The organism is Janibacter zhangyanbonis (assembly GCF_050507325.1).
Taxonomy (GTDB): Bacteria; Actinomycetota; Actinomycetes; order Actinomycetales; family Dermatophilaceae; genus Janibacter.
Map to the genome: position 1 here is coordinate 805,998 of NZ_CP191481.1, position 23,532 is coordinate 829,529.

At 74.1% G+C, this 23,532-nt stretch carries 19 protein-coding genes; 14 read left to right on the plus strand and 5 right to left on the minus strand.

The features are described 5' to 3' along the window. Positions 1–3: 3 nt before the first annotated feature. The 11 genes from fdxA (at position 4) to ACQBJO_RS04105 (ending at position 11,234) form a co-directional block, all read left to right on the plus strand. Entirely contained in the window at positions 4–333 is a 330-nt protein-coding gene (gene fdxA / locus ACQBJO_RS04055) for a ferredoxin (RefSeq protein ID WP_255185503.1), read from the plus strand. 6 nt (positions 334–339) lie between these two features. Then, positions 340–1,200, plus strand: a complete 861-nt coding sequence (locus ACQBJO_RS04060; protein WP_255185504.1) for an amidohydrolase family protein — start codon at positions 340–342, stop codon at positions 1,198–1,200. 1 nt (position 1,201) lies between these two features. Beyond that, positions 1,202–1,723, plus strand: a complete 522-nt coding sequence (locus tag ACQBJO_RS04065) for a gamma carbonic anhydrase family protein (RefSeq protein ID WP_255185505.1) — start codon at positions 1,202–1,204, stop codon at positions 1,721–1,723. Between the two features lie 22 nt (positions 1,724–1,745). Then, entirely contained in the window at positions 1,746–2,288 is a 543-nt protein-coding gene (locus ACQBJO_RS04070; RefSeq protein WP_255185506.1) for a DUF6158 family protein, read from the plus strand. Further along, positions 2,285–3,493 carry a 3-oxoadipyl-CoA thiolase gene (gene pcaF / locus ACQBJO_RS04075; protein WP_421007069.1) on the plus strand — a complete coding sequence of 403 codons (1,209 nt, stop codon included), beginning with the start codon at positions 2,285–2,287 and terminating at the stop codon, positions 3,491–3,493. Before ACQBJO_RS04070 ends, pcaF begins: the two co-directional genes overlap by 4 nt. Before the next feature lie 22 nt (positions 3,494–3,515). Beyond that, positions 3,516–4,301 carry an enoyl-CoA hydratase/isomerase family protein gene (locus ACQBJO_RS04080; RefSeq protein WP_421007068.1) on the plus strand — a complete coding sequence of 262 codons (786 nt, stop codon included), beginning with the start codon at positions 3,516–3,518 and terminating at the stop codon, positions 4,299–4,301. A 33-nt stretch (positions 4,302–4,334) separates the two neighbouring features. Next, positions 4,335–5,177: a PHP domain-containing protein gene (locus tag ACQBJO_RS04085; protein WP_421007067.1), complete on the plus strand. Its 843-nt coding sequence runs from the start codon at positions 4,335–4,337 to the stop codon at positions 5,175–5,177. Beyond that, a complete protein-coding gene (locus ACQBJO_RS04090; RefSeq protein WP_421007066.1) occupies positions 5,174–6,505 on the plus strand; it encodes a DUF2252 domain-containing protein in 1,332 nt (443 codons plus the stop codon). The genes ACQBJO_RS04085 and ACQBJO_RS04090 overlap by 4 nt, the downstream gene beginning before the upstream one ends. Positions 6,506–6,635: 130 nt before the next feature. Next, positions 6,636–7,409 (plus strand): ParA family protein, encoded by a 774-nt coding sequence (locus ACQBJO_RS04095; RefSeq protein ID WP_255185511.1) that lies wholly within the window; start codon positions 6,636–6,638, stop codon positions 7,407–7,409. Positions 7,410–7,416: 7 nt separating this feature from the next. Then, positions 7,417–9,534: a glycosyltransferase family 2 protein gene (locus ACQBJO_RS04100; protein WP_421007065.1), complete on the plus strand. Its 2,118-nt coding sequence runs from the start codon at positions 7,417–7,419 to the stop codon at positions 9,532–9,534. Then, positions 9,531–11,234: a glycosyltransferase gene (locus ACQBJO_RS04105; protein WP_421007064.1), complete on the plus strand. Its 1,704-nt coding sequence runs from the start codon at positions 9,531–9,533 to the stop codon at positions 11,232–11,234. Before ACQBJO_RS04100 ends, ACQBJO_RS04105 begins: the two co-directional genes overlap by 4 nt. A 58-nt stretch (positions 11,235–11,292) precedes the next feature. Here ACQBJO_RS04105 and ACQBJO_RS04110 read toward each other — a convergent pair whose 3' ends face one another. After that, positions 11,293–12,960 carry a glycosyltransferase family 4 protein gene (locus ACQBJO_RS04110; protein ID WP_421007063.1) on the minus strand — a complete coding sequence of 556 codons (1,668 nt, stop codon included), beginning with the start codon at positions 12,958–12,960 and terminating at the stop codon, positions 11,293–11,295. A 69-nt stretch (positions 12,961–13,029) separates the two neighbouring features. Further along, on the minus strand, positions 13,030–14,574 hold the full coding sequence (locus ACQBJO_RS04115; protein WP_421007062.1) for a DEAD/DEAH box helicase: 1,545 nt from the start codon (positions 14,572–14,574) through the stop codon (positions 13,030–13,032). 215 nt (positions 14,575–14,789) lie between these two features. Between ACQBJO_RS04115 and ACQBJO_RS04120 the strand changes: the two genes are divergently transcribed. After that, positions 14,790–15,491: a ferritin-like fold-containing protein gene (locus ACQBJO_RS04120; RefSeq protein ID WP_255185516.1), complete on the plus strand. Its 702-nt coding sequence runs from the start codon at positions 14,790–14,792 to the stop codon at positions 15,489–15,491. Positions 15,492–15,577: 86 nt separating this feature from the next. Here ACQBJO_RS04120 and ACQBJO_RS04125 read toward each other — a convergent pair whose 3' ends face one another. From ACQBJO_RS04125 to ACQBJO_RS04135, 3 genes are all read right to left on the minus strand, one after another. Then, entirely contained in the window at positions 15,578–15,829 is a 252-nt protein-coding gene (locus tag ACQBJO_RS04125) for a GlsB/YeaQ/YmgE family stress response membrane protein (RefSeq protein ID WP_255185517.1), read from the minus strand. A 162-nt stretch (positions 15,830–15,991) separates the two neighbouring features. Further along, positions 15,992–16,261 (minus strand): DUF3107 domain-containing protein, encoded by a 270-nt coding sequence (locus tag ACQBJO_RS04130; protein ID WP_421007061.1) that lies wholly within the window; start codon positions 16,259–16,261, stop codon positions 15,992–15,994. Beyond that, complete coding sequence (locus ACQBJO_RS04135; protein ID WP_421007060.1) at positions 16,254–16,916, minus strand: TetR/AcrR family transcriptional regulator; 663 nt, start codon at positions 16,914–16,916, stop codon at positions 16,254–16,256. The genes ACQBJO_RS04130 and ACQBJO_RS04135 overlap by 8 nt, the downstream gene beginning before the upstream one ends. Positions 16,917–17,028: 112 nt before the next feature. Here ACQBJO_RS04135 and ACQBJO_RS04140 point away from each other — a divergent pair, with 112 nt between their 5' ends. Both ACQBJO_RS04140 and ACQBJO_RS04145 read left to right on the plus strand, forming a co-directional pair. Beyond that, positions 17,029–20,181: an ATP-dependent helicase gene (locus ACQBJO_RS04140; protein WP_421007059.1), complete on the plus strand. Its 3,153-nt coding sequence runs from the start codon at positions 17,029–17,031 to the stop codon at positions 20,179–20,181. After that, entirely contained in the window at positions 20,178–23,474 is a 3,297-nt protein-coding gene (locus ACQBJO_RS04145) for an ATP-dependent helicase (RefSeq protein ID WP_421007058.1), read from the plus strand. Before ACQBJO_RS04140 ends, ACQBJO_RS04145 begins: the two co-directional genes overlap by 4 nt. Positions 23,475–23,532 lie beyond the last annotated feature (58 nt).

Genomic DNA, 23,532 nt, shown 5'->3' on the forward strand with positions numbered 1-23,532 from the left:
CACATGCCGTACGTCATCGCCGGACACTGCCTGGACGTCATGGACACCTCGTGCACCGAGGAGTGCCCCGTCGACTGCATCTACGAGGGCGAGCGCAAGCTCTACATCAACCCCAAGGAGTGCATCGACTGCGGCGCCTGCGAGCCGGTGTGCCCCGTCGAGGCGATCAGCCAGGACCGACGGGTGCCCGAGGAGATGCAGGAGCACATCGAGGACAACCGGCGCTTCTTCACCGAGGTCCTCGACGGCCGCGACGAGCCGCTCGGCGCACCCGGCGGCAGCCACAAGACCGGGCCGATCGGGGTCGACACCCCGATGGTCGCGGACCTCTGAGGCGCCGTGCTCGACGGTCACACCCTCGTCGACGCGCACGTCCACCTGCCCGTCCTGCCGACCCTGTCCCCGTCGTGGATCGACTGGGCGCGGCAGTTCGGGCCCGAGGGCCTGCTGGAGCGTGCGTGGGACGCCGACGGCGTCCCACGCCCGGCGGTCGTCGACGAGCTCTTCGCCGAGCAGGGCGTCGACGTCGCGATCCTCTTCTGCGAGTACAGCCCCAAGGCGACGGGCATGCAGCTCTTCGACGACCTCCTACCCGTCGTCGAGCACAACCCGCAGCGCTTCCGCCCGATGGCCAACGTCAACCCGCACCTGCACTTCCCCCTCGGGGACGAGGTGCGCCGTCAGCTCGGGCACGGTGCCGCGGGGCTGAAGCTGCACCCGGTCCACGGCGGCTTCACCTGCGACGACCCGATGCTCTACCCGGCCTACCAGGTGCTGTGCGAGGAGGGGGCGCCGCTCGTCGTGCACTGCGGCACCTCGACCTTCGCCGGGTCGTCCAACCAGTACGCCGACCCCTCGCACCTGCTCGCCGTGACGCGCGATTTCCCCGAGCTCGACATCGTCCTCGCCCACGGCGGGCGCGGCTGGTGGTACGAGCAGGCGGCCTTCATGGCGCTGAGCAACCCGCACGTGTGGATCGAGCTGTCGGGCCTGCCGCCCAAGCGCCTGCCGCAGTACTACGCGGCCTCCGGCCTCGAGCGGCTGGCGCGCAAGATGATCTTCGCGACCGACTGGCCGGGCGTGCCCGGCACCGACGTCAACGCCCGCGCGGTCGCCGACCTCGTGCCCGACGAGGATGTGCCTGCGGTCCTGGGGGGCAACGCCCTTCGCATCTACAAGCACCTGACCGAGGCGGCCTGACATGGCGATCTACGCCCTCGGCGACGCGGTGCCGACGATCCCCGCCTCCGCCTTCGTCCACCCCGACGCCGTCGTCATCGGCGACGTGACGCTCGGCGAGCGCGCCTCGGTGTGGCCGACCGCGGTCCTGCGTGCCGACTTCGGCCGGATCGTCGTCGGCGACCGCACCTCGGTGCAGGACGGCACCGTCGTCCACGTCATCGAGGAGCAGCCGACGACGATCGGTGCCGACTGCGTCGTCGGGCACAACGCGCACCTCGAGGGCTGCACGATCGGCGACTGGTGCCTTGTCGGGTCCGGGTCGGTCGTGCTCAACTTCGCGTCCGTCGGCACGGGCTCGGTCATCGCGGCCGGTGCCGTCGTGCGCGAGCGGGCGCAGGTGCCCGCCGGCTCGATGGCCGTCGGCGTGCCCGCGCAGGTGCGCCCGGTCCCGGCCGACGCGGCGGAGTGGATCCGCTTCGGCGTCGGCGAGTACCTGGACAACTCCACCCGCTATCGCGACCAGCTGCGTCGGCTCGACTGACGCACGAGGAAGGGAACCCACCATGTCCGATGCCACCACCGGCGTCCCGGCGTCCGAGCTGAGCGACGAGGAGCTCGAGGCGCAGGGCAAGAGCGCGCACGAGACCCGCAACTGGGTCTTCCTCCACGGCAGCGCCGAGCAGTTCGCCCACCACACGGCCCGCATGCTCGAGCTCGAGCGCGAGTACGTGCGCCGCCACCCCAAGCGCACTTGGCAGGGCAGCGGCGGCGCGGCCACCGACCTCGCCCAGACCGCCGCCTCCTGGCGCGAGACGGTGCGGGCGGTCATCGCCCAGCTCGAGGCGCTCGTCGAGCTGCCCGACCCCGCGCCGAGCGACGCCTCGGCGACCGCCGACCCGGTGGCCGCCTTCCTCCAGCGGCTCGCCGACAACGGCGGCCGGCTCAACAAGCTCGAGGCCCACCAGGTCGCCCGCGAGGTCGGGCTCGACCCGGCCGTGCGGGCCGAGCTCTACCGTGCCGACCCCCAGCTCGTCGCCACGGAGGGCACCGACCGGGTGCTCACCGACGCCGGCCGCGCCCGGCTGAGCGGCCAGGGCGCCGGATGAGCGGCGCCCGCCGGGCCTATCTCGTCGACGGGGTCCGCACGCCGATCGGTCGATATGGCGGGGCGCTGTCGAGCGTGCGCCCCGACGACCTCTCGGCGCACACGATCCGCGAGCTGCTCGCCCGGCACCCCGACCTCGACCCGGAGCTCGTCGACGACGTCGTCGTCGGCTGCGCCAACCAGGCGGGGGAGGACAACCGCAACATCGCACGGATGGCCGCGCTGCTCGCCGACCTGCCCGTCACGGTCCCCGGGACGACGATCAACCGGCTGTGCGGCTCGGGGCTCGACGCCGTCGGCTACGCGGCCCGCGCGGTCGTCGCCGGCGACGCCGACCTCGTCGTCGCCGGTGGGGTCGAGAGCATGAGCCGGGCCCCCTTCGTCCTGCCCAAGGCGCAGACCCCCTTCGCCCGGGGGATGAGCGTCGAGGACACGACGATCGGGTGGCGCTTCGTCAACCCCGAGATGGAGCGGCGCCACGGCACCGACCCGATGCCGAGGACGGCGGAGAACGTCGCCGTCGACGACGCCGTCTCCCGCGAGGACCAGGACGCCTTCGCGCTGCGCTCGCAGGAGCGGGCGGCCGCCGCCATCGCCTCGGGCCGGCTGGCCCGGGAGATCGTCCCGGTCACCGTGCCCCGGCGCAAGGCCGACCCCGTGGTCGTCGACACCGACGAGCACCCGCGCGCGACCTCGCTCGAGGCGCTCGGTCGGCTGCGGCCGCTCTTCGACGGTGGGTCGGTGACCGCCGGCAACTCGTCGGGCGTCAACGACGGCGCCGCCGCCCTGCTCGTCGCCTCGGAGGAGGGGGTGGAGCGTCACGGGCTCACCCCGGTCGCCCGGGTCGATGCGGTGACCGCCATCGGCGTCGAGCCGCGGGTCATGGGGCTTGGCCCCGCGCCGGCCGTCACCCGACTGCTGACGCGCACCGGCGTCGGTCTCGACGAGGTGGGCGTCATCGAGCTCAACGAGGCCTTCGCCTCGCAGGGGCTGGCCGTGCTGCGCCGGCTCGGCATCGCCGACGACGACCCGCGGGTCAACCCGCACGGTGGGGCGATCGCCCTCGGTCACCCGCTCGGGATGAGTGGCGCCCGGATCGCCTGGTCGGCCGCCCTGTCGATGGCCGACGGCGACCACGACCACGCGATCGCGACGATGTGCATCGGCGTCGGGCAGGGCATCGCCGCTCTGCTCTCGCGCCCGTGACCCGACTGGTTGGATGGACCCCATGATCGACACCCCGCTCATCCGCATCGACCGCCACGAGTCCGGCGTCGTCGAGGTCGTCCTCGACCGCCCCGAGGCGATGAACGCCGTCTCCACGCAGATGGCGACGGCCCTCACCGCGGCCGGTGGGGCCCTCGCCGACGACACCTCGGTGCGTGCCGTGGTGCTCACGTCGAGCCACGACAAGGCCTTCTGCGTCGGCGCGGACCTCAAGGAGCGCAACGGCTTCACCGACGAGCAGCTGCGCGCACAGCGCCCGGGCAACCGCTTGGCCTACCGGGCGCTCCTCGACCTGCCGGTGCCGACGATCGCCGCGGTCGACGGCTATGCCATGGGCGGCGGGTGCGAGCTCGCGCTCGCGTGTGACCTCATCGTCGCCGGGCCGCGGGCGCTCTTCGCGCTGCCGGAGGTCTCGGTCGGGGTCATCCCCGGCGGTGGCGGCACGCAGCTGCTGACCCGCCGCATCGGCTGGTCGCGGGCGGCCGACCTGATCTTCACCACGCGCCGGGTCGATGGCGAGGAGGCCCTACGCCTCGGCCTGGCCGACCGCTTCGTCGACGACGCGAAGGGGGAGGCCCTCGCCATGGCGGCGACCATCGCCCAGCACTCGCCGGTGGGGATGCGCAATGCCAAGGCGGCCATGCGTGGCGGCCTCGACCTCACCCTCGACGAGGGCCTCGACCTCGAGGACGCCCGCTGGCACGACACGGCCTTCAGCGCCGACCGCGCCGAGGGCGTGCGGGCCTTCGCCGAGAAGCGCACGCCCGACTGGCCCGGTCTGGGCTGACCGGCCGTCGGTGCGAGGCCATAGGGTGCAGATGTGATCGACCTGCACACGCACAGCGCCCGCAGCGACGGCACCGACGCGCCCGGTGAGCTCGTCCGTCAGGCGGCGGAGGCCGGGCTGACGACGGTGGCGCTCACCGACCACGACACGACCGTCGGGTGGGAGGAGGCGGCGCAGGCGGCCGCCGAGCACGGCGTCGCCCTCGTGCGCGGGGCCGAGCTGTCGACGCGGCACCAGGGGCGCTCGGTCCACCTGCTCGCCTACCTCTTCGACCCTCAGGACGCGGCGCTCGCCGAGGAGATGCGCCGGATGCGCGACGACCGCGTGCCGCGACTGCAGCGCATCGTCGAGCACATGGCCGCCGACGGCTTCGACATCACGTGGGACGACGTCCTCGCGCAGGCCGACGGCCCGGCCTCCCTCGGCCGCCCGCACCTCGCCGACGCCCTCGTGGCCAAGGGGCTCGCCCCCGACCGCAATGCCGTCTTCGCCGACTGGCTGCACAACGGCTCGCGCTACTACGAGGCGCACTACGCGGTGGGCACCGAGGAGGCCGTCCGGCTCGTGCGCGCCGCCGGCGGGGTCCCGGTCGTCGCCCACCCCTTCGCCGCGAAGCGCCAGCGCTCGCTCGACGCCGACGACGTCGCCCGCCTCGTCGACGCCGGGCTGCTCGGCCTCGAGGCCGACCACCGCGACCACGACGACGCCGGTCGCCGCCTGGCCCGCGAGCTCGCCGCCGAGCACGACCTGCTCGTCACCGGCAGCAGCGACTTCCACGGCGACGGCAAGACCAACCGGCTCGGTGAGAACACGACCGACCCCGAGGTGCTCGCCCGCCTCGAGTCGCTGGCCACCGGGCTGCCGGTCCTGCGATGAGCTGGGTCGAGACGGGCGACGAGCGGGCTCGCCAGCAGCACGTCGTCGACACCCTCGAGTCCGCCTTCTCCGACCTCATGGCCGCCTCGCCCGACGCCTTCCGGGTGAAGTTCCGCAAGATGGCCGATTCCCCCTTCGCCTTCTATCGCGGCAGCGTCTGCCTCTTCCACCGCGACATGGCCTCGCTCGACGAGCCGTGGACCGACGAGCGGACCTCGCGGGTGTGGACCCACGGCGACCTGCACGTGGAGAACTTCGGCACCTACATCAACTCCCACGGCGAGCTCGTCCTCGACGTCAACGACTACGACGAGGCCTATGTCGGGCCCTACACGTGGGACCTGCGGCGATTCGTCGCCGGGCTGGCGGTCATGGGCTGGCGCAAGGCCCTGCCCGAGCAGGACGTCCGTGACCTGGCGGCGACCTACCTGCGCAGCTATCTCGAGCAGGTCCACGACTTCGTCGACGGCGCCGACGACATGGAGTTCGCCCTGCGCCTGGGCAACACCGAGGGGGCGCTGCACGCGACCCTGCAGGCGGCCCGGCGCGGCAGTCGTGCCGCCCTGCTCGACGCGGCGAGCGAGGTGACCGACGAGGGTCGCCGTTTCACCGACGGGCCCGGCGTGCGCCGGCTCGACGACGAGGAGCGCGAGCGGGTCCTTGAGGCCTTCGCGCGCTACGTCGAGACGATCCCGGAGGCCAAGCGCGCCGAGCACGAGACCTTCTACGAGGTCAAGGACGTCGTCGGGCGCTCCGGCTTCGGCATCGGCAGCGCCGGGCTGCCGGCCTACAGCCTGCTCATCGAGGGCTTCGACGAGGCGCACGAAAATGACATCCTCCTGTCGATGAAGCAGGCCAACCACCCCGCGCTCGCCGACGTCGTCGACCTGCCGCAGGCCCGTGACCTCTTCGCCCACGAGGGAGAGCGGACCGTCGTCAGCCAGCGGGCGCTGCAGGTGCACGCCGACCCGCTGCTCGGCTACACGACGGTCGCGGGCGTCGGCTTCGTCGTCGACGAGGTCTCGCCCTACGAGATCGACCTGTCGTGGGACGAGCTGCACGAGCCGGTCGACATGGAGCCGGTCGTGCGCGACCTCGGGCGGGCGACGGCCAAGATCCACTGCGTCTCCGACGCCGACAGCGACCACACCGTCGTCGACTTCCAGACGGAGGAGGCGATCGCCTCGGTCCTCGAGGGCCGCGAGGAGGAGCTCGTGGGCGACCTCGTCGACTTCGCCGTCGCCTACGCCGAGCGGGTCCGTGCCGACCACGCGCTCTTCGTCGAGGCCTTCCGCCAGGGCCGCATCGGGCGCGTGCAGGCGGTCTGACCCGGGGCGAAGGGGAGCCCGTCACCCGGACGGGGCGCGACGTGACGCGCGCCGCGGGGTGGTGGCGCCCCGGCAGGGCGCCGACCTGAGAGGATGGCGGCGCATCCCGACGGACAGAAGGGCGTCACACGTGGCACGAGCGAAGAAGGCGGCGATCATCGCGGTCGCCAACCAGAAGGGCGGGGTCGCCAAGACGACCTCCGTGGCCTCGATCGGTGCCGCCATGGCCGAGCTCGGCAAGCGGGTGCTGCTCGTCGACCTCGACCCGCAGGCGAGCCTGACCTTCAGCCTCGGCATCGACCCCGACGCCGTCGAGCTGTCGGTCAACGAGGTCGTCCTCGGCCAGGCCGAGATCGCCGACGCGATCCTCGAGGCGAGCGACGGCATCGACCTGCTGCCCTCGACGATCGAGCTCGCGGGCTCCGAGGCCCAGCTGCTCACCCGTCCGGGGCGCGAGTTCGTCCTCCAGTCGGTCCTCGAGGACGTGCGCGAGGACTACGACGTCGTCCTGCTCGACTGCAGCCCGAGCCTGGGGGTGCTCACCCTCTCGGCGCTCACGGCTGCGACCGGTCTGATCATCCCGATGCAGGCCGAGATGCTCAGCCACCGCGGCGTCGGCCAGCTGCTCGACACGGTCAAGGACGTCAAGAAGCTGCTCAACAAGAAGCTCAAGACCATCGGCATCCTCCCGACGATGTACGACGGCCGCTCCAACCACGCCCGCGAGGTGCTCGAGGACCTCGGCACGCGCTACAAGCTGCCGGTGCTCTCGCCGCCGATCCCGCGCACGGTGCGCTTCGCGGAGGCTCCGGCCGCGGGCCGCTCGATCCTCGACACCGCCCGCTCGAGCAAGGGTGCCGCCGCCTACCGCGAGGTCACCGAGGCCATCCTCGCCGCGATCTGAGTCGCCCGTGCCCACCCTGCAACGCGCTCGTACCCTCGCCGTCGGCGGCCTGCGCGCCGTCGTCACCCGTGATCCCGCCGCACGACGTCGGGTCGTCGACCCCCTTCGTGCCCGGCTGCGGCCGACCCCGCTCACCGGCGCCGACCCGCTCGTCGCCGCCTATGCCCGGGGCGCGGAGCAGATCGGGGTCGACGACCTCGTCGCGACCGGCCACCGCACCCGGTCCGCGCTGCTGCGTGATGCCGCGCGGCTGCTCGCCGAGCGCACCGGTGCCCCGAGCTGGCGGGCCGGCTGGGCCGAGCTGCTCGTCACCAGCGGTGACGCCGAGCTGGCCCGGACCGGGTCGGCGGTCTTCCGCGAGCTCGTCGACGAGGGTCACGCCGGTGCTCTGACCGCGCGGCAGTGCCTGCTGCACGCCCACACCCTGCTCGCCCGGCAGACCGAGGCGGGCGAGGGCGCGGCCGTCCTCGCGGCCCAGCTGCCTGCGCTCACCCAGCTCTCCGACGACGAGCGGCTCGACCTCGAGACCGACCTGGCGCACCCCGGCACCGCCGGTGACGACGACGCGTGGTGGGCGCTGCTCACCCGCCGCTGGCGCGACGCCGGGATGCTCGTGCCCCGCCGGCTCACCGACGACGAGCTCGCGGCGGTCGTCGGGGCGGAGTCGGTCGCGGCCTTCGGCGACGACCTCGACGTCTACGACCGCGTCGGCCCCGACGCGGCCGAGCTGGCGGCCCGCCGGGCGGGCCTGCGCGAGCGGGTCCGCGAGGCCACCGGCCGCGACATCGACGCTGACGACCTGCCGCTCGTCAGCGTCGTCGTCACCGCCTATCGCCCGGGCCCGTGGCTCGCCACGGCGATCCGCGCCCTGCTCGACCAGACCTGGTCGCGGCTCGAGGTGCTCGTCGTCGACGACGCCTCCGGGCCGGACTTCGCCGACGAGATTGCCCGCATCGCCGCCCTCGACCCGCGGGCGCGGGTCATCACCCGTGAGCGCAACGGCGGTGCTTATCGCGCCCGCAACCTCGGTCTGGCCCAGGCGAAGGGGGAGTACCTCGCCTTCCTCGACGCCGACGACTGGTGCCACCCCGAGCGCATCGAGCGCCAGGTGCTCCCACTGCTCGCCGACCCCTCGCTCGTCGCCACCCACGCCCTGGCGATCCGCGGGAGCGAGGACCTCCGGCTCGCCTGGCTCGGCTACCCGGCGGTGCGGCACAACGCCGCCGGGCTCGTCATGCGGCGGTCGACCCACGACCGGGTCGGCAGTTTCGACGACGTGCGCAAGAGCGCCGACAGCGAGTACAACGCCCGGATCGAAGCCGTCACCGGCCAGGTCCCGCCCATGGTCACCCCGCCCCTGCAGATCACCCGCCTGCGCTCGGGATCCTTGTCCCGCAGCGACTTCGGCGTCGGCTGGGGCATCGGTGCGCGGCTGGCCTATCGCTCGGCCTACAAGACGTGGCACCGGCGTCTGGCCACGGCCAGGACGAAGGGGGAGCTGCCGCCGGTGGCCGAGGGGGCCGACGTCCCGCAGGAGCTCGTCCTCGACTGGGCCACGCGGCACGGCGAGTCCGACCCCGATCGCGAGAGTGCGCCGGGTCGCCCCTTCACCGCACCCCACGCGTGGATCTCGACGCGGCCGCTCGCTCCCTTCGACCTGCTCGTCGTCGACGACGCCGCCGACACGATGGCCGACCCGGCCGAGCTGCGGGGTGTGCTCGACGAGCTGCTCGACCTCGACCTGCGGGTCGCCCTGCTCCACCGCGAGAACCCCGCGCGCCTGCGCCTCTACCGCAAGGGCCTGCTGCCCGCGGTGCGCCGGCTCGTCGACCACGCCGACGACCTCGTGCAGGTGCACCCCGAGGAGCACGTCGAGGCGGCGGTGACCTGGGTGCGCCGCGCCGAGGCGCTGTCCGTCGGCCGGCCGGCGCCCGACCTGACGACGGGCGAGGTGCTCGTCACCCGGCCCACCGCGACCCGCACCCACCGGGTCGACCCGGCGTGGACCCACGCCGCCGTCGAGACCGAGCTCGCCACGTGGGGCGTGCCCGAGGGCAGCGCCCTCTGGCTGCCCGAGGACGAGGCCCGCGCCCGGATTCACCAGCTCGCCGAGGAGATGCGATGAGTGCACTGTCCGGACCGGCCCAGGCGGTGCGGTCCGCCGTCCGCGACGCGACCGCGGGGCCGCGTGCCCGGCGCGAGGAGAGCAGGCGGCGTGCCCGGGTCATGGCCCCGGCCGCCGGGGAGCGGCGCTCCCACGAGCGGCTGCGCGTCGAGGTGCACGCCTCGGAGCGGGTGCGCGCCGGCCTGGCCGGTCAGTGGCTGATCACCGACGAGGACCCCGAGGCGGTGCTCGTCGAGGTCGACGCGCGCTCGGCGGTGACCGTGGCGGCGCCCTTCGCCCGGCAGCGTGCCGCCGTCGCAGGGGTCGAGGTGCCGGTCATCGTCTGGGTGACGAGCAGCGCCCGGGTCGTCGCCGACGACGTCGCGCGGCTCGTCGAGGGCGTCACCGCGCCCGTGCACATCCACGTCGACGATGCCGCGAGCGTCCCCGAGTGGGCCACCGCGCTGGGTCGCGAGGTGCGCCACCTCGCGCCCGCCGTCGACCACACCGTCCACGCACCCTCGGTCGTCGGCTCCACCGCACGGCGGGAGCAGGTCGTCGCCCTCGTCGGTGACGCCGACGTCGACCTCGAGCGGCTGGCGCCCGTGCAGCCGCAGCGGCTCGACGTCGTCGGGGGCGACGATGCGGCGAGCGAGCTGCCGGGTGACCGCCCCGTCCTCGGACGCTACCGCGCGGCCGCCCTCGTCGCCGACCGACCCCTGACGCCCTGGCACGCGCTCGAGGCCGCTGCCGCCGGCACGGCCCTCGTCGGCACCGGCCCCACGATCGAGCGGCTGCCCGACGAGCTGGCCGACCGGGTCTGCCGCGTCGAGGACGACACCCAGCTGGCGCTGCAGGTGCGCGCCCACCTGTGGCAGGACGAGCTCGTCGAGCGGGTCGCGTTGCCGGCCGCCCGCGCGGCACGGGGCGGGCACACCTTCGCCCACCGGGCCGCCGACCTCGAGGCCCTCGTCGGCCGCCCCCGCGACCTGCGGGACGCGACGGGTGCTCCCTTCGACCGGAGCGTGAGCGCGGTCATCTCGACCAACCGGGCCCACGAGCTCGACACCGTCGCCGACAACATGGCCCGGCAGTCGCTGCGCGAGAGCGGCGAGCTGCAGGTCGTCCTCGTCCTCCACGGGCTCGACGTCGACGTCGCCGAGGTGGAGGCGCGCTTCCGCGAGCGGGGGATCGACCAGCTCGTCGTCGTGCCCGCCGACGCGTCGCTCACCCTCGGTGCCTGCCTCAACCTCGGCATCGACGCCAGCGACGGCGCGCACGTGGCGAAGATCGACGACGACAACTTCTACGGGCGGCACTACCTGCTCGACCTCGTCGACGCCGTCGACTACTCCGGCGCGGGGATCGCGGGCAAGTGGGCGCACTACACGTGGCTGCGCAGCACCGGCGCCGTGATCCTGCGCTTCCCCAAGAGCGAGCACCGCTACGAGCGGCTCGTGCAGGGCGGCTCGATCCTCATGCGTGGTGAGGTGGCGCGGGGGCTGCGATTTTCCGACCTGCCGCGGGCGGTCGACACCGACCTGCTCAACCGCGCGCAGGCTGCGGGGGTGCGGACCTACTCGGCCGACCGGTTCAACTTCGTGAGCATCCGGGGCACCGACCGGCACGCCCACACGTGGACCCTCGAGGACGCGTCCTTCATGAATGCCTCGAGCCGGGTGGTCTTCTACGGCGACCCGCGGGAGCAGGTCGAGGTCTGAGCGGCGTCGGGCTGCGGCTGGACGTGGCTGCGCCTGCAGCCCGGCTCGACCCCCTCGGTCACTCCCGGGCGCCGAGCACCTGCTCGTAGACCCGCGCGTAGCGCGGGCCGTTGGCGGCCCACGAGCGCTCCGCCTCGACCCAGGCGCGGCCTGCGGCGGCGAGCTCCGCGCGACGCCCCGGGTCACCGGCCAGGCGGGCGAGCGCGTCGGTCAGCGCGTCGGCGTCCCCCGCGGCGAAGGACTCGCCCCATGCGCCCTCGCCGGTGATCTCCGTGAGCGCCGGCAGGTCGGAGACGAGCACGGGCAGGCCGGTGGCCATCGCCTCGAAGGGCTTGAGCGGCGTGACGAGCCGGGCCGCCTGCTCGTCGACCCGGGGCACGACGAAGACGTCGATGAGGGCGTAGTGGTCGAGCACCTCGTCGTGGGGGACCCGGCCGGTGAAGACGACGGCGTCGCCCGCTCCGACCGCGGCGGCGTGCGCCTCGAGCTCGGCGCGGCGGGTGCCGTCGCCGACGACGAGGGCGACGGCGTCGATGCCGCGCTCGCGCAGGGCCACGGCCGCGTCGACGAGCAGCTCCTGGCCCTCGCGGTAGTGGTCGAGGTTGGAGACGTAGCCGAAGACGAAGCGGTCGCGCAGGCCGTACTCGTCGATGAGGTCATCTCGCCGGGGGCGGGGTGAGAAGGCCTGCGCGTCAACGCCATTCGGCACGACGTGGACGCGGTCGCCGGGCACGCCGCGGCTGATGATGTCGGAGCGCATCGACTCGCTGAGGGTGATGACGGCGTCGGCGGCGAGCATGCAGCGGGTGTCGGTGTCGCGGCGCCGGCGATAGGTCTCGGCCGACTCGGCCCGGTCGAGGTCCTGGCTCCAGATCGCCTCGAAGAAGCCGCGGACCTCGTAGACCCACGGGATGTCGAGGGCCTCGGCGACGGCCCGCCCGACGAGTGCGGCCTCGTAGCCGCGGCCACCCGAGTGCACGTGGAGCAGGTCGGGGGCCTCCTCGGCGACGGCGGGCAGCAGGGCGCTGGCATAGGCGTCGAGATAGCTGTCGACGCGCTCGGTGCCGGGGACGTGGTCGCGCAGCAGGTGACGGTGGCGCACCCCGTGGACCATCTCGACGTCGGGTGCGTCGCCGCCCGGGAAGTCGAGCGCCGTGATCGCGACCGGCTCCATGCCCGCGTCGGTCTGGGCGGCGAGGTTGTAGCGGGTGCGCACGGAGTAGCCGGACTGCCGGTGGGGCAGGGCGATCTTGAGCAGGTGGACGACACGTCGGCCGGCGCCGGGCTCTGACCGCTCCTGCAGGGTGCGGGCGGCGGCCACGGCGGCCGGGTCGAGCGACGGGGACCACGTCGGGTCGGTCTCGCGCAGCCGGCCGGTGACCTGGTCGAGGGCTGCGGTCAGCCGGGTGCGGGCCGGACCGGCGAAGCGCGGCGTCGCCGCGAGCTCGGCGCGGGTCACCTCCGCCTGGAGGCTCGGCTCGCCGGCGCGCGAGGCGCTGCGCCGCGCCTGGTCGAGGAAGCCGGTGTCCCCGCCGAGGGCGTCGAGCTCGGCGCGCACGAGGTCGACGGCAGCGGCGTGGTCGCGCTGCTCGGTCAGCGCCGCGAGCCGGGCGGTGACGGCCGCTGCGCTCGACCCGTCCGAGGCGGTGGGGCGGGGGCGCAGGCGCTGCAGGGTCGCGTAGGTCCGGCGGGCGGCGCCGCGGGCGAGGCTCTTGGGATCACGCACCCGAGGCAGCCTAGTTCGCCGGGCCGAAGGGGGCCGGGAGGCCGGCCCCCTTCGCGCCGGAGGAGCCGGTCAGCTCTCCGAGCCCGAGGACTGAGACTGGCCACCGCGGGTGCGGCGGCGGTTGCGGTTGCGACGACGGGGACGGGACTCGCCGTCCCCCTTCGCCTCGGTCTGGCCGGAGCGCTCGCCACCACGGCCACCGCCGTTGCCGCGGCCGCCGGAGCCACCGCGCCCGCCGCCGGAGCGACGACCGCTGGACTTGCCGGTCTCGCCGAGGTCCTCGAGGCGCTCGGCGTCGAGGCCCTCGCGGGTGCGCTGCCCGCGGGGGAGGCGGCCCTTGGTGCCCTCGGGGATGTCGAGGTCGGTGAAGAGGTGCGGGCTCGAGGAGTAGGTCTCGACGGCCTCGGGGATGCCCAGGTCGAGGGCGCGGTTGATCATCGCCCACTTCGTCTCGTCGTCCCAGTCGACGAAGGTGACGGCGATGCCCGTGTTGCCCGCGCGGCCGGTGCGGCCGATGCGGTGGACGTAGGTCTTCTCGTCGTCGGGGCACTGGTAGTTGATGACGTGGGTGACGTCGGTGACGTCGATGCCGCGGGCCGCGACGTCGGTGGCGACGAGCACGTCGACCTTGCCGTTGCGGAAGGCGCGCAGCGCCTGCTCGCGGGCGCCCTGGCCGAGATCACCGTGGATCGACGCGGCCGCGAAGCCGCGGTCGGTGAGCTCGTCGGCGACCTTGGCCGCGGTGCGCTTGGTGCGCGAGAAGATGATCGTCAGACCCCGGCCGTCGGCCTGCAGGATCCGCGCGAGCATCTCGACCTTGTCCATCGCGTGCGCGCGGTAGACGAACTGCTCGATCGCCTTGACGGTGTGGCTGTCGCCCTCGCCGTCCTCGCTCATCGCGCGGATGTGCGTCGGCTGGGTCATGTAGCGGCGGGCCAGGGCGACGATCGCGCCGGGCATCGTCGCGGAGAAGAGCATCGTGTGGCGGGCCGGGGAGGTCATCGCCATGATCTTCTCGACGTCGGGCAGGAAGCCGAGGTCGAGCATCTCGTCGGCCTCGTCGAGGACGACGGTCTTGGTCGCCGAGAGGTCGAGGTGGCGCTGCTGGGCCAGGTCGATGAGTCGGCCGGGGGTGCCGACGACGACGTGGACGCCCTTCTTCAGCGCCTCGATCTGCGGCTCGTAGGCGCGGCCGCCGTAGACGGTGAGCACCTTGATCCCGAGGCGCTTGCCGGCGCGCTCGAGGTCGGCGGCCACCTGGCTGGCGAGCTCACGGGTCGGGGCGACCGCGAGCGCCTGCGGGCGGATGTCGTCGGACTCGAGGTCGATCCGGTTGAGCATCGGGACGCCGAAGCCGAGGGTCTTGCCGGTGCCGGTCTTGGCCTGGCCGATGATGTCGTGGCCGGCGAGGGCGACGGGCAGGGTCATCGCCTGGATGGGGAAGGGGTGGACGATCCCCGCGTCGGCGAGCGCCGCGACGATCTCGGGGTGGACGTCGAAGTCGCCGAAGGTCTGCTGCGCGGCCTCGGGGGCGGTGCCCTCGATGTCGGGGGTGGCCTGGACGGCCTCGCGCTCGGCGTCGGACGCGGGCACGGTCGTGTCGGGCTCAGTCATGAATCTCTCGATCAGCGTGGACGACGCATCGCGCGCCGTGGATGGCACGGGCCGATCGGAGGTGAGTCAAGCGGTCCGCCGCCACGAGGGGCGACCGCGCCGGACGTCTCGTCCGGGGAGAAGGATGCCGACCGGGCACCGCTGGTCGTCGTCATGCTACCCGCGACCCCCTCCCGGGGCCGAAACGAGGCCGGTGCGCCACTAGGCTGCGACCCATGAGCGAGCAGGTTCCCCCTTCGTCCACGCCCGAGCTCGGCACCCGCGAGCGCGAGGGGACGATCGAGCTCCTCGGGGTCATCGCCTACGGCGCGATCTCCGGCTTCACGCGGATGGCGGCGGACTCCGAGATGGCCCGCGACCTCGTCCTCAAGCGGGCGCTGGCGCGCATGGCGGTCCGGGAGTTCCAGAGCCACGAGCAGCTGTGCGACCACATCGTCGCCCTCGGCGGCGACCCGGTCGCCGCGATGGCGCCCTTCGAGGACGCCTTCGAGGCCTACCACGCGCGCACCCGCCCGCGTGACCTGCTCGAGGGCATGGTCAAGGCCTACATCGGCGACGGCATCGCCCGTGACTTCTTCGTCGAGATCTCGCGCTACGTCGACCCCTCCGCCCAGGCGGTCATCGAGCAGACCGGGGGTCTGCAGGCCGACCGCGACACGATCGTCGACGCGGTGCGTCGCGGCATCAAGCAGGACCCGCGTCGCGGCGGTCCGCTCGCGCTGTGGGGCCGACGGCTCATGGGCGAGGCCCTGACGCAGGGGCAGGTCGTGGCCGCCCAGCGCGAGGCCCTCAGCGAGCTCGTCCTCGGCCTGAGCCACGACCGCCCCGGCGCCACCCTCGCGGAGGTCGGTGAGCTCATGCAGCGGCTCACCGACCGGCACCAGCAGCGGATGGCCCGCCTCGGCATGTCCGCCTGAGGGCCGCGTCCCGGGGACGACCCGACCCAGACATGACGAAGGGGGGTCCCGCCGACTCGGCGGGACCCCCCTTCGCTTGTGGTGCGTCAGACCTGCTTGCGGCCGGCGATCATCCCGTAGAGGACGATCAGGACGGCGGCGACGACGACACCGACGATGACGGCGAGGAAGCTGAAGTCCGTCTTCGTGCCGTTGATCAGGTAGGAGCCGATCAGCGCGCCCAGGACACCGAGGATGACGGTGACGAGCGTCGAGATGCTCTGCTTGCCCGGCAGGACCAGACGAGCGAGCGCGCCGATGATGGCGCCGACGATGACGGTGACGATGATGGTCCACACAGTGAATCACTCCTTCTGCGTCCGACAGGGGTGAGCGGACGCGCTCAGGCAGCCCGTGCGGGCTTCCGTGACCAACATAGACTCCTGAGGCGGGTGGGGCGACTCTCAGGAAGCAACGAATGTGTGTCGGCCCGGACGTGGCCGGGCCGCGTGGCCCGGCGATCAGGCGCCGAAGCCGACCCGTCCGCGGCTGGGCTCGCCGACCTCGACGTAGCCGAGGGCGCCGGCCGGGACCATGACGCGACGGCCCTTGTCGTCGGTGAGCACGAGCGCTCCGCCGTCGAGTGCGGTGCGCACGGCGGCCTCGATCTCCGCCTCGGCGCCGGTCGCCTCGATGACGATCTCGCGGGCGACGTTCTGGATCCCGATCTTGACCTCCACGGTCACTCCTTCGTTGTCGACGGGTGAGCTCGAGCTCATCGTGTCACTCACGCCCGACAGCGGCGGTGTCGGGGTCGTCGACCGCGCCCATGCGGTTGACGGGGAAGGAGCCGAGACCGCGCCAGGCGAGGTGGCCGGCGGCCTGCGCGGCGACGTCCTTGGTGAAGTGGGCGCCGTGCGCGAGCCAGGTGCGCGCCATGACCTGCGCGGCACCGGACATCGCCAGACCGAGCATCTCGGCCAGCTCCTTGGGCAGCGGGGTGTCCTCGGTGATCCGCTGGGTCATCGCCTCGCCGAGCTGCGCCTCGAGGGCGTCGATCCGGTGACGCACCTGCGGCTCGTTGGTCAGGTCCGACTCGTAGATCAGGCGGAAGGCGCCGCCCTCGTCGGCGACGAAGTCGAAGTAGGCGCGGACGGTCGCGTAGACCCGCTCCTCGTGGTCGTCGCTCGAGTTGAGCGCCTCGAGCACGAGTGACTCGAGGTGGTCGCACTGGTCGTCGAGGAGGGCGAGGTAGAGGTCGAGCTTGCCCGGGAAGTGCTGGTAGAGAACGGGCTTGGAGACGCCCGCCTCGTCGGCGATGTCCTCCATCGCGGCGGCGTGGTAGCCCTTCGAGACGAAGACGGTCAGGGCGGCGCCGAGCAGCTGCGCCCGCCGCTGGGCACGGGGCATCCGCTGGACGCGGGTACCGGTCGCGTGGGAGCTCATGGTTCCTCCGGGATGGGTGGCTCACCGTGTGGTGAGTCACAGGATCCTACTGCGCGGTAGTGACAACCTGCGCGCGGGGGAGGCTGTCGGGCCGAGGTGATGGGATGGCGTCGTGGCTGAGGACCTGACGAGCGTGCACCTGCGGCGGCCGACGACGAAGGGGGAGGACGCCCCCCTTCGTCTCGACGAGGACCAGGCGCGGGCCGTCGCGTCCCGCGCCGACCTCGTGCGGGTCCTCGGCGGTCCCGGCACGGGTAAGACGACGGTCGCCGTCGCCGCTGTCCTCGACCGGGTGCGGCAGGGGGAGTGCCGGCCCGACGAGGTGCTCCTCGTCGCCGCGACCCGCCTCGGCGCCGCCGAGGCGCGCGACGCCGTCACCGCCGGTCTCACCGGCGCGACGACCGAGCCGATGGCCCGCACGATGCAGTCCCTGGGCTTCGCCGTGCTGCGGCAGCAGGCGGTCCTGCTCGGCCAGCCGGCTCCGCGGCTGCTCTCCGGTGCGGACCAGGACCTCGTGCTCGGCGAGCTGCTCGCCGGCCATCGCGAGTCGGGCCGCGGACCGGCCTGGCCCGACGACCTCGCCGAGGCCCTGACGACTCGCGGGTTCCGCGAGGAGCTGCGCGACCTGCTCATGCGCGCCATCGAGCACGGGGTCTCGCCCGACGACCTCGCGACCCTCGGGCGCGAGCACGGCCGCCCCGAGTGGGTCGCCGCCGCCCAGGTCGCCCGTGAGTACGACGAGGTGACGGCACTGTCGCGGCCGGGTGCCTTCGACCCCGCCTGGGTCCTCGCGGCCGCGGCCGAGCTGCTCGAGGACGACCCCGAGGCGCGCGAGCGGGTGCGCTCGGGCATGCGGGTCGTCGTCGTCGACGACGCCCACGAGCTCACCGCGCCCGCCGCGCGGCTTCTGCGGGTGCTCACCGGGGCGGGCGTCGACCTCGTCCTCGTCGGTGATCCCGACGCCACGGTCCAGGGGTTCCGCGGGGCCGACCCGCACCACCTCGTCGACGTCTGGCACGGGCGCACCGAGGAGACGCACGTCCTCGGTCGCGGGCACCGGCTGCCGCAGGCGGTGCACGCGGCAGCCGCGCGGGTGACCCCCAAGATCGCGGCCCTCGGCGGTGGCCGGCAGCGCGAGGCGGCGCCCGCCGCCGGCGGCGGGATCGTCGAGGCGCACGTGCTGCACTCCGGGGCCCAGGAGGCGGCCTTCGTCGCCCACGAGCTGCGGGCCGCGCACCTGCTCCACGGGGTGCCGTGGCACCGGCTCGCCGTCGTCGTGCGCGGCTCCTCGCGGCAGGCGACGCTGCGCCGGGTCCTCGCTGCCCGCGGGGTGCCCGTGCAGGGCGACGCCCACCGGGTGCCGGTGCGCGACGAGCCGGCGGCACGGCCGCTGCTCCAGCTGCTCGCGTCCGCGGTCGACCTCGCCCGAGGACGGGTCGAGGCGCTCGACCCGGCCGACGTGCTCGACCTGCTCACCTCGCCGGTCATCGCCGCCGACACCGTCGCCGTGCGCCGGCTGCGCCGGGTGCTGCGCCACGAGGAGCTGCTCGCCGGTGGCACGCGCACGAGCGACGAGCTGCTCGGCGAGCTCGTCCTCGACCCCGAGCGGCTGGCCCACCTCGGCGAAGACGTCGCCCCGCTGCACCGCCTCGCCGTGGCCCTCGCCGCCGGGCGGGCGGCCGCCGTCACGAGCGAGACGGGGTGGGCGCCCGGGGTCTCCGCCGAGTCGGTGCTGTGGGCGCTCTGGCAGGCCCTCGGCGTCGCCGACACCTGGCGCGCTGCGGCGCTCGCCGGCGGCGCCACGGGTGCCCGTCACGACCGGGCGCTCGATGCCGTCGTCGCGCTCTTCGACGCCGCCGCGGCGCACCAGGACGCGCTGCCGGCGTCGGGCCCCGATGCCTTCCTCGACGCGGTCGCCGGCCAGGCCGTCGCCGCCGACTCCCTCGCCGCCCGCAGCCCCAACGCCGATGCGGTCGCCCTCGTCACCCCGCAGACGGCGGCCGGCCACGAGTGGCACATGGTCGTCGTCGCCGGGGTGCAGGAGGGCGTGTGGCCCGACCTGCGGCTGCGCGGATCCCTCCTGGGCTCCGAGCGCCTCGTCGACGTCGTCACCGGTCGCGACCGCACCGGGGCGGGGGCGGCGACCGCCGTCCGGCACGACGAGACGCGCCTCTTCCACGTCGCGCTCACCCGCGCGAGCGAGCGGGTGGTCGTCACGGCCGTGGCCGCCGAGGACGAGCAGCCGTCGGTCTACCTCGACCTCGTCGACCCGCTGCCCGACGACGGCAGCCGACGGGAGCCGACCCAGGTGCCCGCGCCGCTCGACCTCACCGGCCTCGTCGCCGTGCTCCGGCAGCGACTCGCGAGCCCCGACCCGGGCGAGGTGGCCCGCGCGGTGGCCCGGCTGGCGCACCTCGCCGACGCCGGGGTGCCGGGCGCCTCGCCGTCGACGTGGTGGGCGCTGCGCGACCTCAGCGACACCCGATCCGTGCGGGGTCCGCAGGACCCGGTGCGGGTCAGCCCGTCGAAGGTCGCGCAGTTCGCCGACTGCTCGCTGCGCTGGCTGCTGCAGTCCTCGGGCGGCGACGGGCCGAGCAGCGTCTCGCAGGAGGTCGGCACCCTCATCCACGACATCGCGCACGAGCTCGGCGACGCGGGTGAGGAGGCCTTCCTCGCCGAGCTCGAGCGGCGCTGGCCGGAGCTCGGCATGGCGCCCGGGTGGGTGACGGACCAGAAGCTCGAGCGCGCGCGCAGCATGGCGCACTGGCTGGCCGACTACCACCGGCGTGCCGAGAGCGAGGGGTGGCGCCCGGTCGCCACCGAGGTCGGCTTCCGCGTCGAGCTCGGTCGGGCGGTGCTCGCCGGCAGCGTCGACCGGCTCGAGGCCGACGCCGACGGCCGGCTGCGGGTCATCGACTACAAGACCGGCGCCTCGGCACCGACGGCCGCCGAGCTCGCCGAGCACCCCCAGCTCGGGTCCTACCAGGTGGCCATCGCCGAGAGCGGCTTTGTCGGGCACGGCAGCGAGGGTGCCGGGGCCGCGCTCGTCCACCTCGGCCGGGCCCGCACCTCGCGCAATGCCGTGCAGGAGCAGCAGCCGATCGCGAGCAGCGACGAGCCGCGCCACTTCCACGACCTGATCACCGACACCGCCGAGGGGATGGCGGCGGCGACCTTCGTCGCCCAGCCCGAGGACAACCGCTGCCGGATCTGCCCGGTGCGCTCGTCCTGCCCCGCCCACGAGGAAGGAGGGCGGCTGCGATGAGCCACCCGCCCGTCATCTCCGCCGTCGACCTCGCCCGGGCCCTCGGCCAGGAGCACCCGCCGACCGACGAGCAGCGCGAGATCATCGAGGCCCCGCTCGAGCCGCTGCTCGTCGTCGCGGGAGCCGGCTCGGGCAAGACCGAGACGATGACCGCCCGGGTCGTCTGGCTCGTCGCCAACCGCCTCGTCACGCCCGAGCAGGTGCTCGGCCTGACCTTCACCCGCAAGGCGGCCGGCGAGCTCGCCGAGCGCGTCGGCCGCCGGCTGGCCACCCTCGAGCAGGCCGGCGTGTGGGCGCCCGATGCGCAGGCCGACGGGGAGGCCGACGCCGGCGGTCTCGGTGGCGCGCCGACGATCTCGACCTACCACGCCTATGCCGGGCGCCTCGTCCGCGAGGGCGCGCTGCGGCTGGGCTACGAGAAGGACTCCCGCCTGCTCTCGGAGGCCGCCACCTGGCAGCTGGCCCACGAGGTGGTCGTCGCGTGGGACGGCCCGATGGAGGACATCGACAAGACCGAATCGACGGTGACCAATGCCGTGGTCTCGCTGGCGGGCGAGCTCGCTGAGCACCTGCGCACGCCGGCCGACGTCGACGACTTCGCCCGCCGAACCCTCGCTCACCTCGAGTCCGTGGCGGCGGCAGGCAAGGACTTCACGAAGGACTTCCGAGGCAAGGTCATGACGCCGATGGAGCAGCAGCGGCTCGTGCTGCCGATCGTTGAGCGCTACGGCGAGGTCAAGCGCGAGCGCTCGGTCATGGACTTCTCCGACCAGATGGCGCTCGCGGCGGCCCTGGCGACGCGCTTCCCCGACCTCGGGCAGGCCGAGCGCGACCGCTTCCGCGTCGTGCTCCTCGACGAGTTCCAGGACACCTCGGAGGCGCAGCTGGTCCTCATGCGGGAGCTCTTCGCCCCGGAGGGGCAGCCGCCGGCTGCGGTCACGGCCGTGGGCGACCCGCACCAGTCGATCTACGCCTGGCGCGGGGCGAGCGCGACGACCCTGGCGACCTTCCCCCGCTTCTTCTCCACCGAAGGGGAGGCCGCTCCCGTCAGGCACCTGTCGACGAGCTGGCGCAACGACGAGTCGATCCTGTCCGTCGCCAATGCCGTGGCCGGGCCCCTGGGTGCCGTGAGCGGGGTGCCGGTGACCTCCCTTCGGCCTCGGCCCGGGGCCGGTCGGGGACAGGTGCAGGTGATGCGCAGCCTCACCGCCCACGACGAGGCGGCCGCGGTCGCCGAGTGGATCGAGACCCGGTGGTCCGGTGGCCGGCGCTCGGCGGCGGTGCTGTGCCGCAAGCGCAGCCAGTTCACGCTCGTCGCCGAGGCGCTCGCCGCGCGGGGGATCCCGCACGAGGTCGTGGGTCTCGGCGGGCTGCTGCTCACGCCGGAGGTCGCCGACGTCGTCTCCCTGCTGACGATCGTGCAGGACCCCTCCCGCGGCGACCGGCTCATGCGGCTGCTCACCGGGCCCCCCGGGCTCCTCGGTCCGGCCGACCTCGACGGGCTGGGGGCGTGGGCGCGTCAGCTGGCCAAGGCTGCCCGGGACGACCTCGGCGAGGACGCGCCTCCGCCCGGGCCGGACGATGCGGTCACGATCGTCGACGCCCTCGACCGGCTGCCCGACCCGGGGTGGCGGGGTGACGGCGGGCAGTCGATCTCCGACACGGCGCTGCGCCGGCTGCAGCAGATCGGGGCGATGGTCGCCCGGCTGCGACGCCAGGCCGGTATGCCCCTGCCCGACCTCGTCGGCGAGGCGGAGCGGGAGCTCGGGGTCGACATCGAGGTGCTGGCCCGGCCGAAGTGGTCGCCGGGCGTCGCGCGGGCGCACCTCGACGCCTTCGCCGACGTGGCGGCGCAGTTCTCCTCGAGCGCCGACCGCCCGACGCTGGGTGGCTTCATCGACTGGATCGAGGCCGCCGTCGAGCAGGAGCGCGGCCTGGAGAAGCCGGTCGTCGAGCCGGCCGCCGACGCCGTGCAGATCCTCACCTGCCACGCGGCGAAGGGCCTCGAGTGGGACGTCGTCGCCGTGCCCGGCCTGTCCGAAGGGGTCTTCCCGACGCACCTGTCGCGGGCCTCCCTCAAGGACGACGGGACATGGGTGGTCGGGCAGGTCAACGACTCGGGGTGGATCACCGGGCTCGACGGCGTGCCCTTCCCGCTGCGGGGTGACCGCGAGGGGCTGCCGCACCTCGACCTGTCGCTCGGCGAGACGAAGGCGCTCCAGGACGAGCTCAAGCGCTATCGCGCGGCCAACGGCGAGCACGGGCTGCTCGAGGAGCGCCGTCTGGCCTACGTCGCCTTCACCCGCGCGCGCAGCCAGCTGCTGCTCGGGTCGTGGGTGTGGGGCGCGACCGGGCAGCAGCCGCGGCGGCAGTCGCGATTCCTCGACGAGGCGCGCGCTGCCGGTCCGGTCGAGATCCTCGAGTGGACGAACATGCCGGAGACCAAGGACGAGCCCAACCCCTCGCTGGCGGTCGAGCGGCAGGTCGTGTGGCCCGGCGCCGAGCCGGCGCCCGAGCGGGCCGGGCTCGCCGCTGCGGCTGCAGGGATGGCTGCGCGCGCTGGTGCTGCCGACAGAGGTGGCGCCGGTGCCGGTGGCGTCGACGCTGATGACGGTGGGCCGGACCCGATCGACGACACGATGCGGCTGCTGCTGACCGAGCGTGAGCAGCGCCGTCGGGCGCGGGGGGAGGACGTCGGCGTGGACCTGCCGGCCCACCTGTCGACCTCGCAGCTCGTCGCGCTCGCGCGGGACCCGCAGGCCTTCGCGATGGACCTGCGGCGCCCGATGCCGCAGCCGCCGCAGGTGGCCGGACGACGCGGCACGGCCTTCCACGCGTGGGTCGAGCAGCACTACGCCGATGCCGGTCTCGTCGACGTGCTCGAGCTGCCGGGCAGCGCGGACGACTCGCTGGCCGATGCGGACCTGTCGACGATGCAGGAGCATTTCCTCGCCAGCGAGTGGGCCGACCGCGTGCCGCTCGAGGTGGAGCTCTCGCTCGAGACGGTCATCGGCGAGCACGCCGTGCGGGGGCGGGTCGACGCGGTCTTCGCCGACGAGGACGGGGGAGTCACGGTCGTCGACTGGAAGACCGGACGCCCGCCCCGCGGCCCCGAGGCCGAGGTGCGCGCTGTGCAGCTGTCGGCCTATCGCATCGCCTATGCGCGCTGGCGCGGGCTCGACCCCGAGCGGGTCCGGGGCGCCTTCTTCCACGCCGCGACCGGCGAGACGACCCGACCCCGCCTGCTCGACGAGGACGAGGTGGTGCGCCTGCTCGGCGACGTCGTCGCCTGATTGCGGGCGGCCGCCGCCGGCCGCCCGATCGTGGGCTGTTGCGGTGGCTACGCCGCTG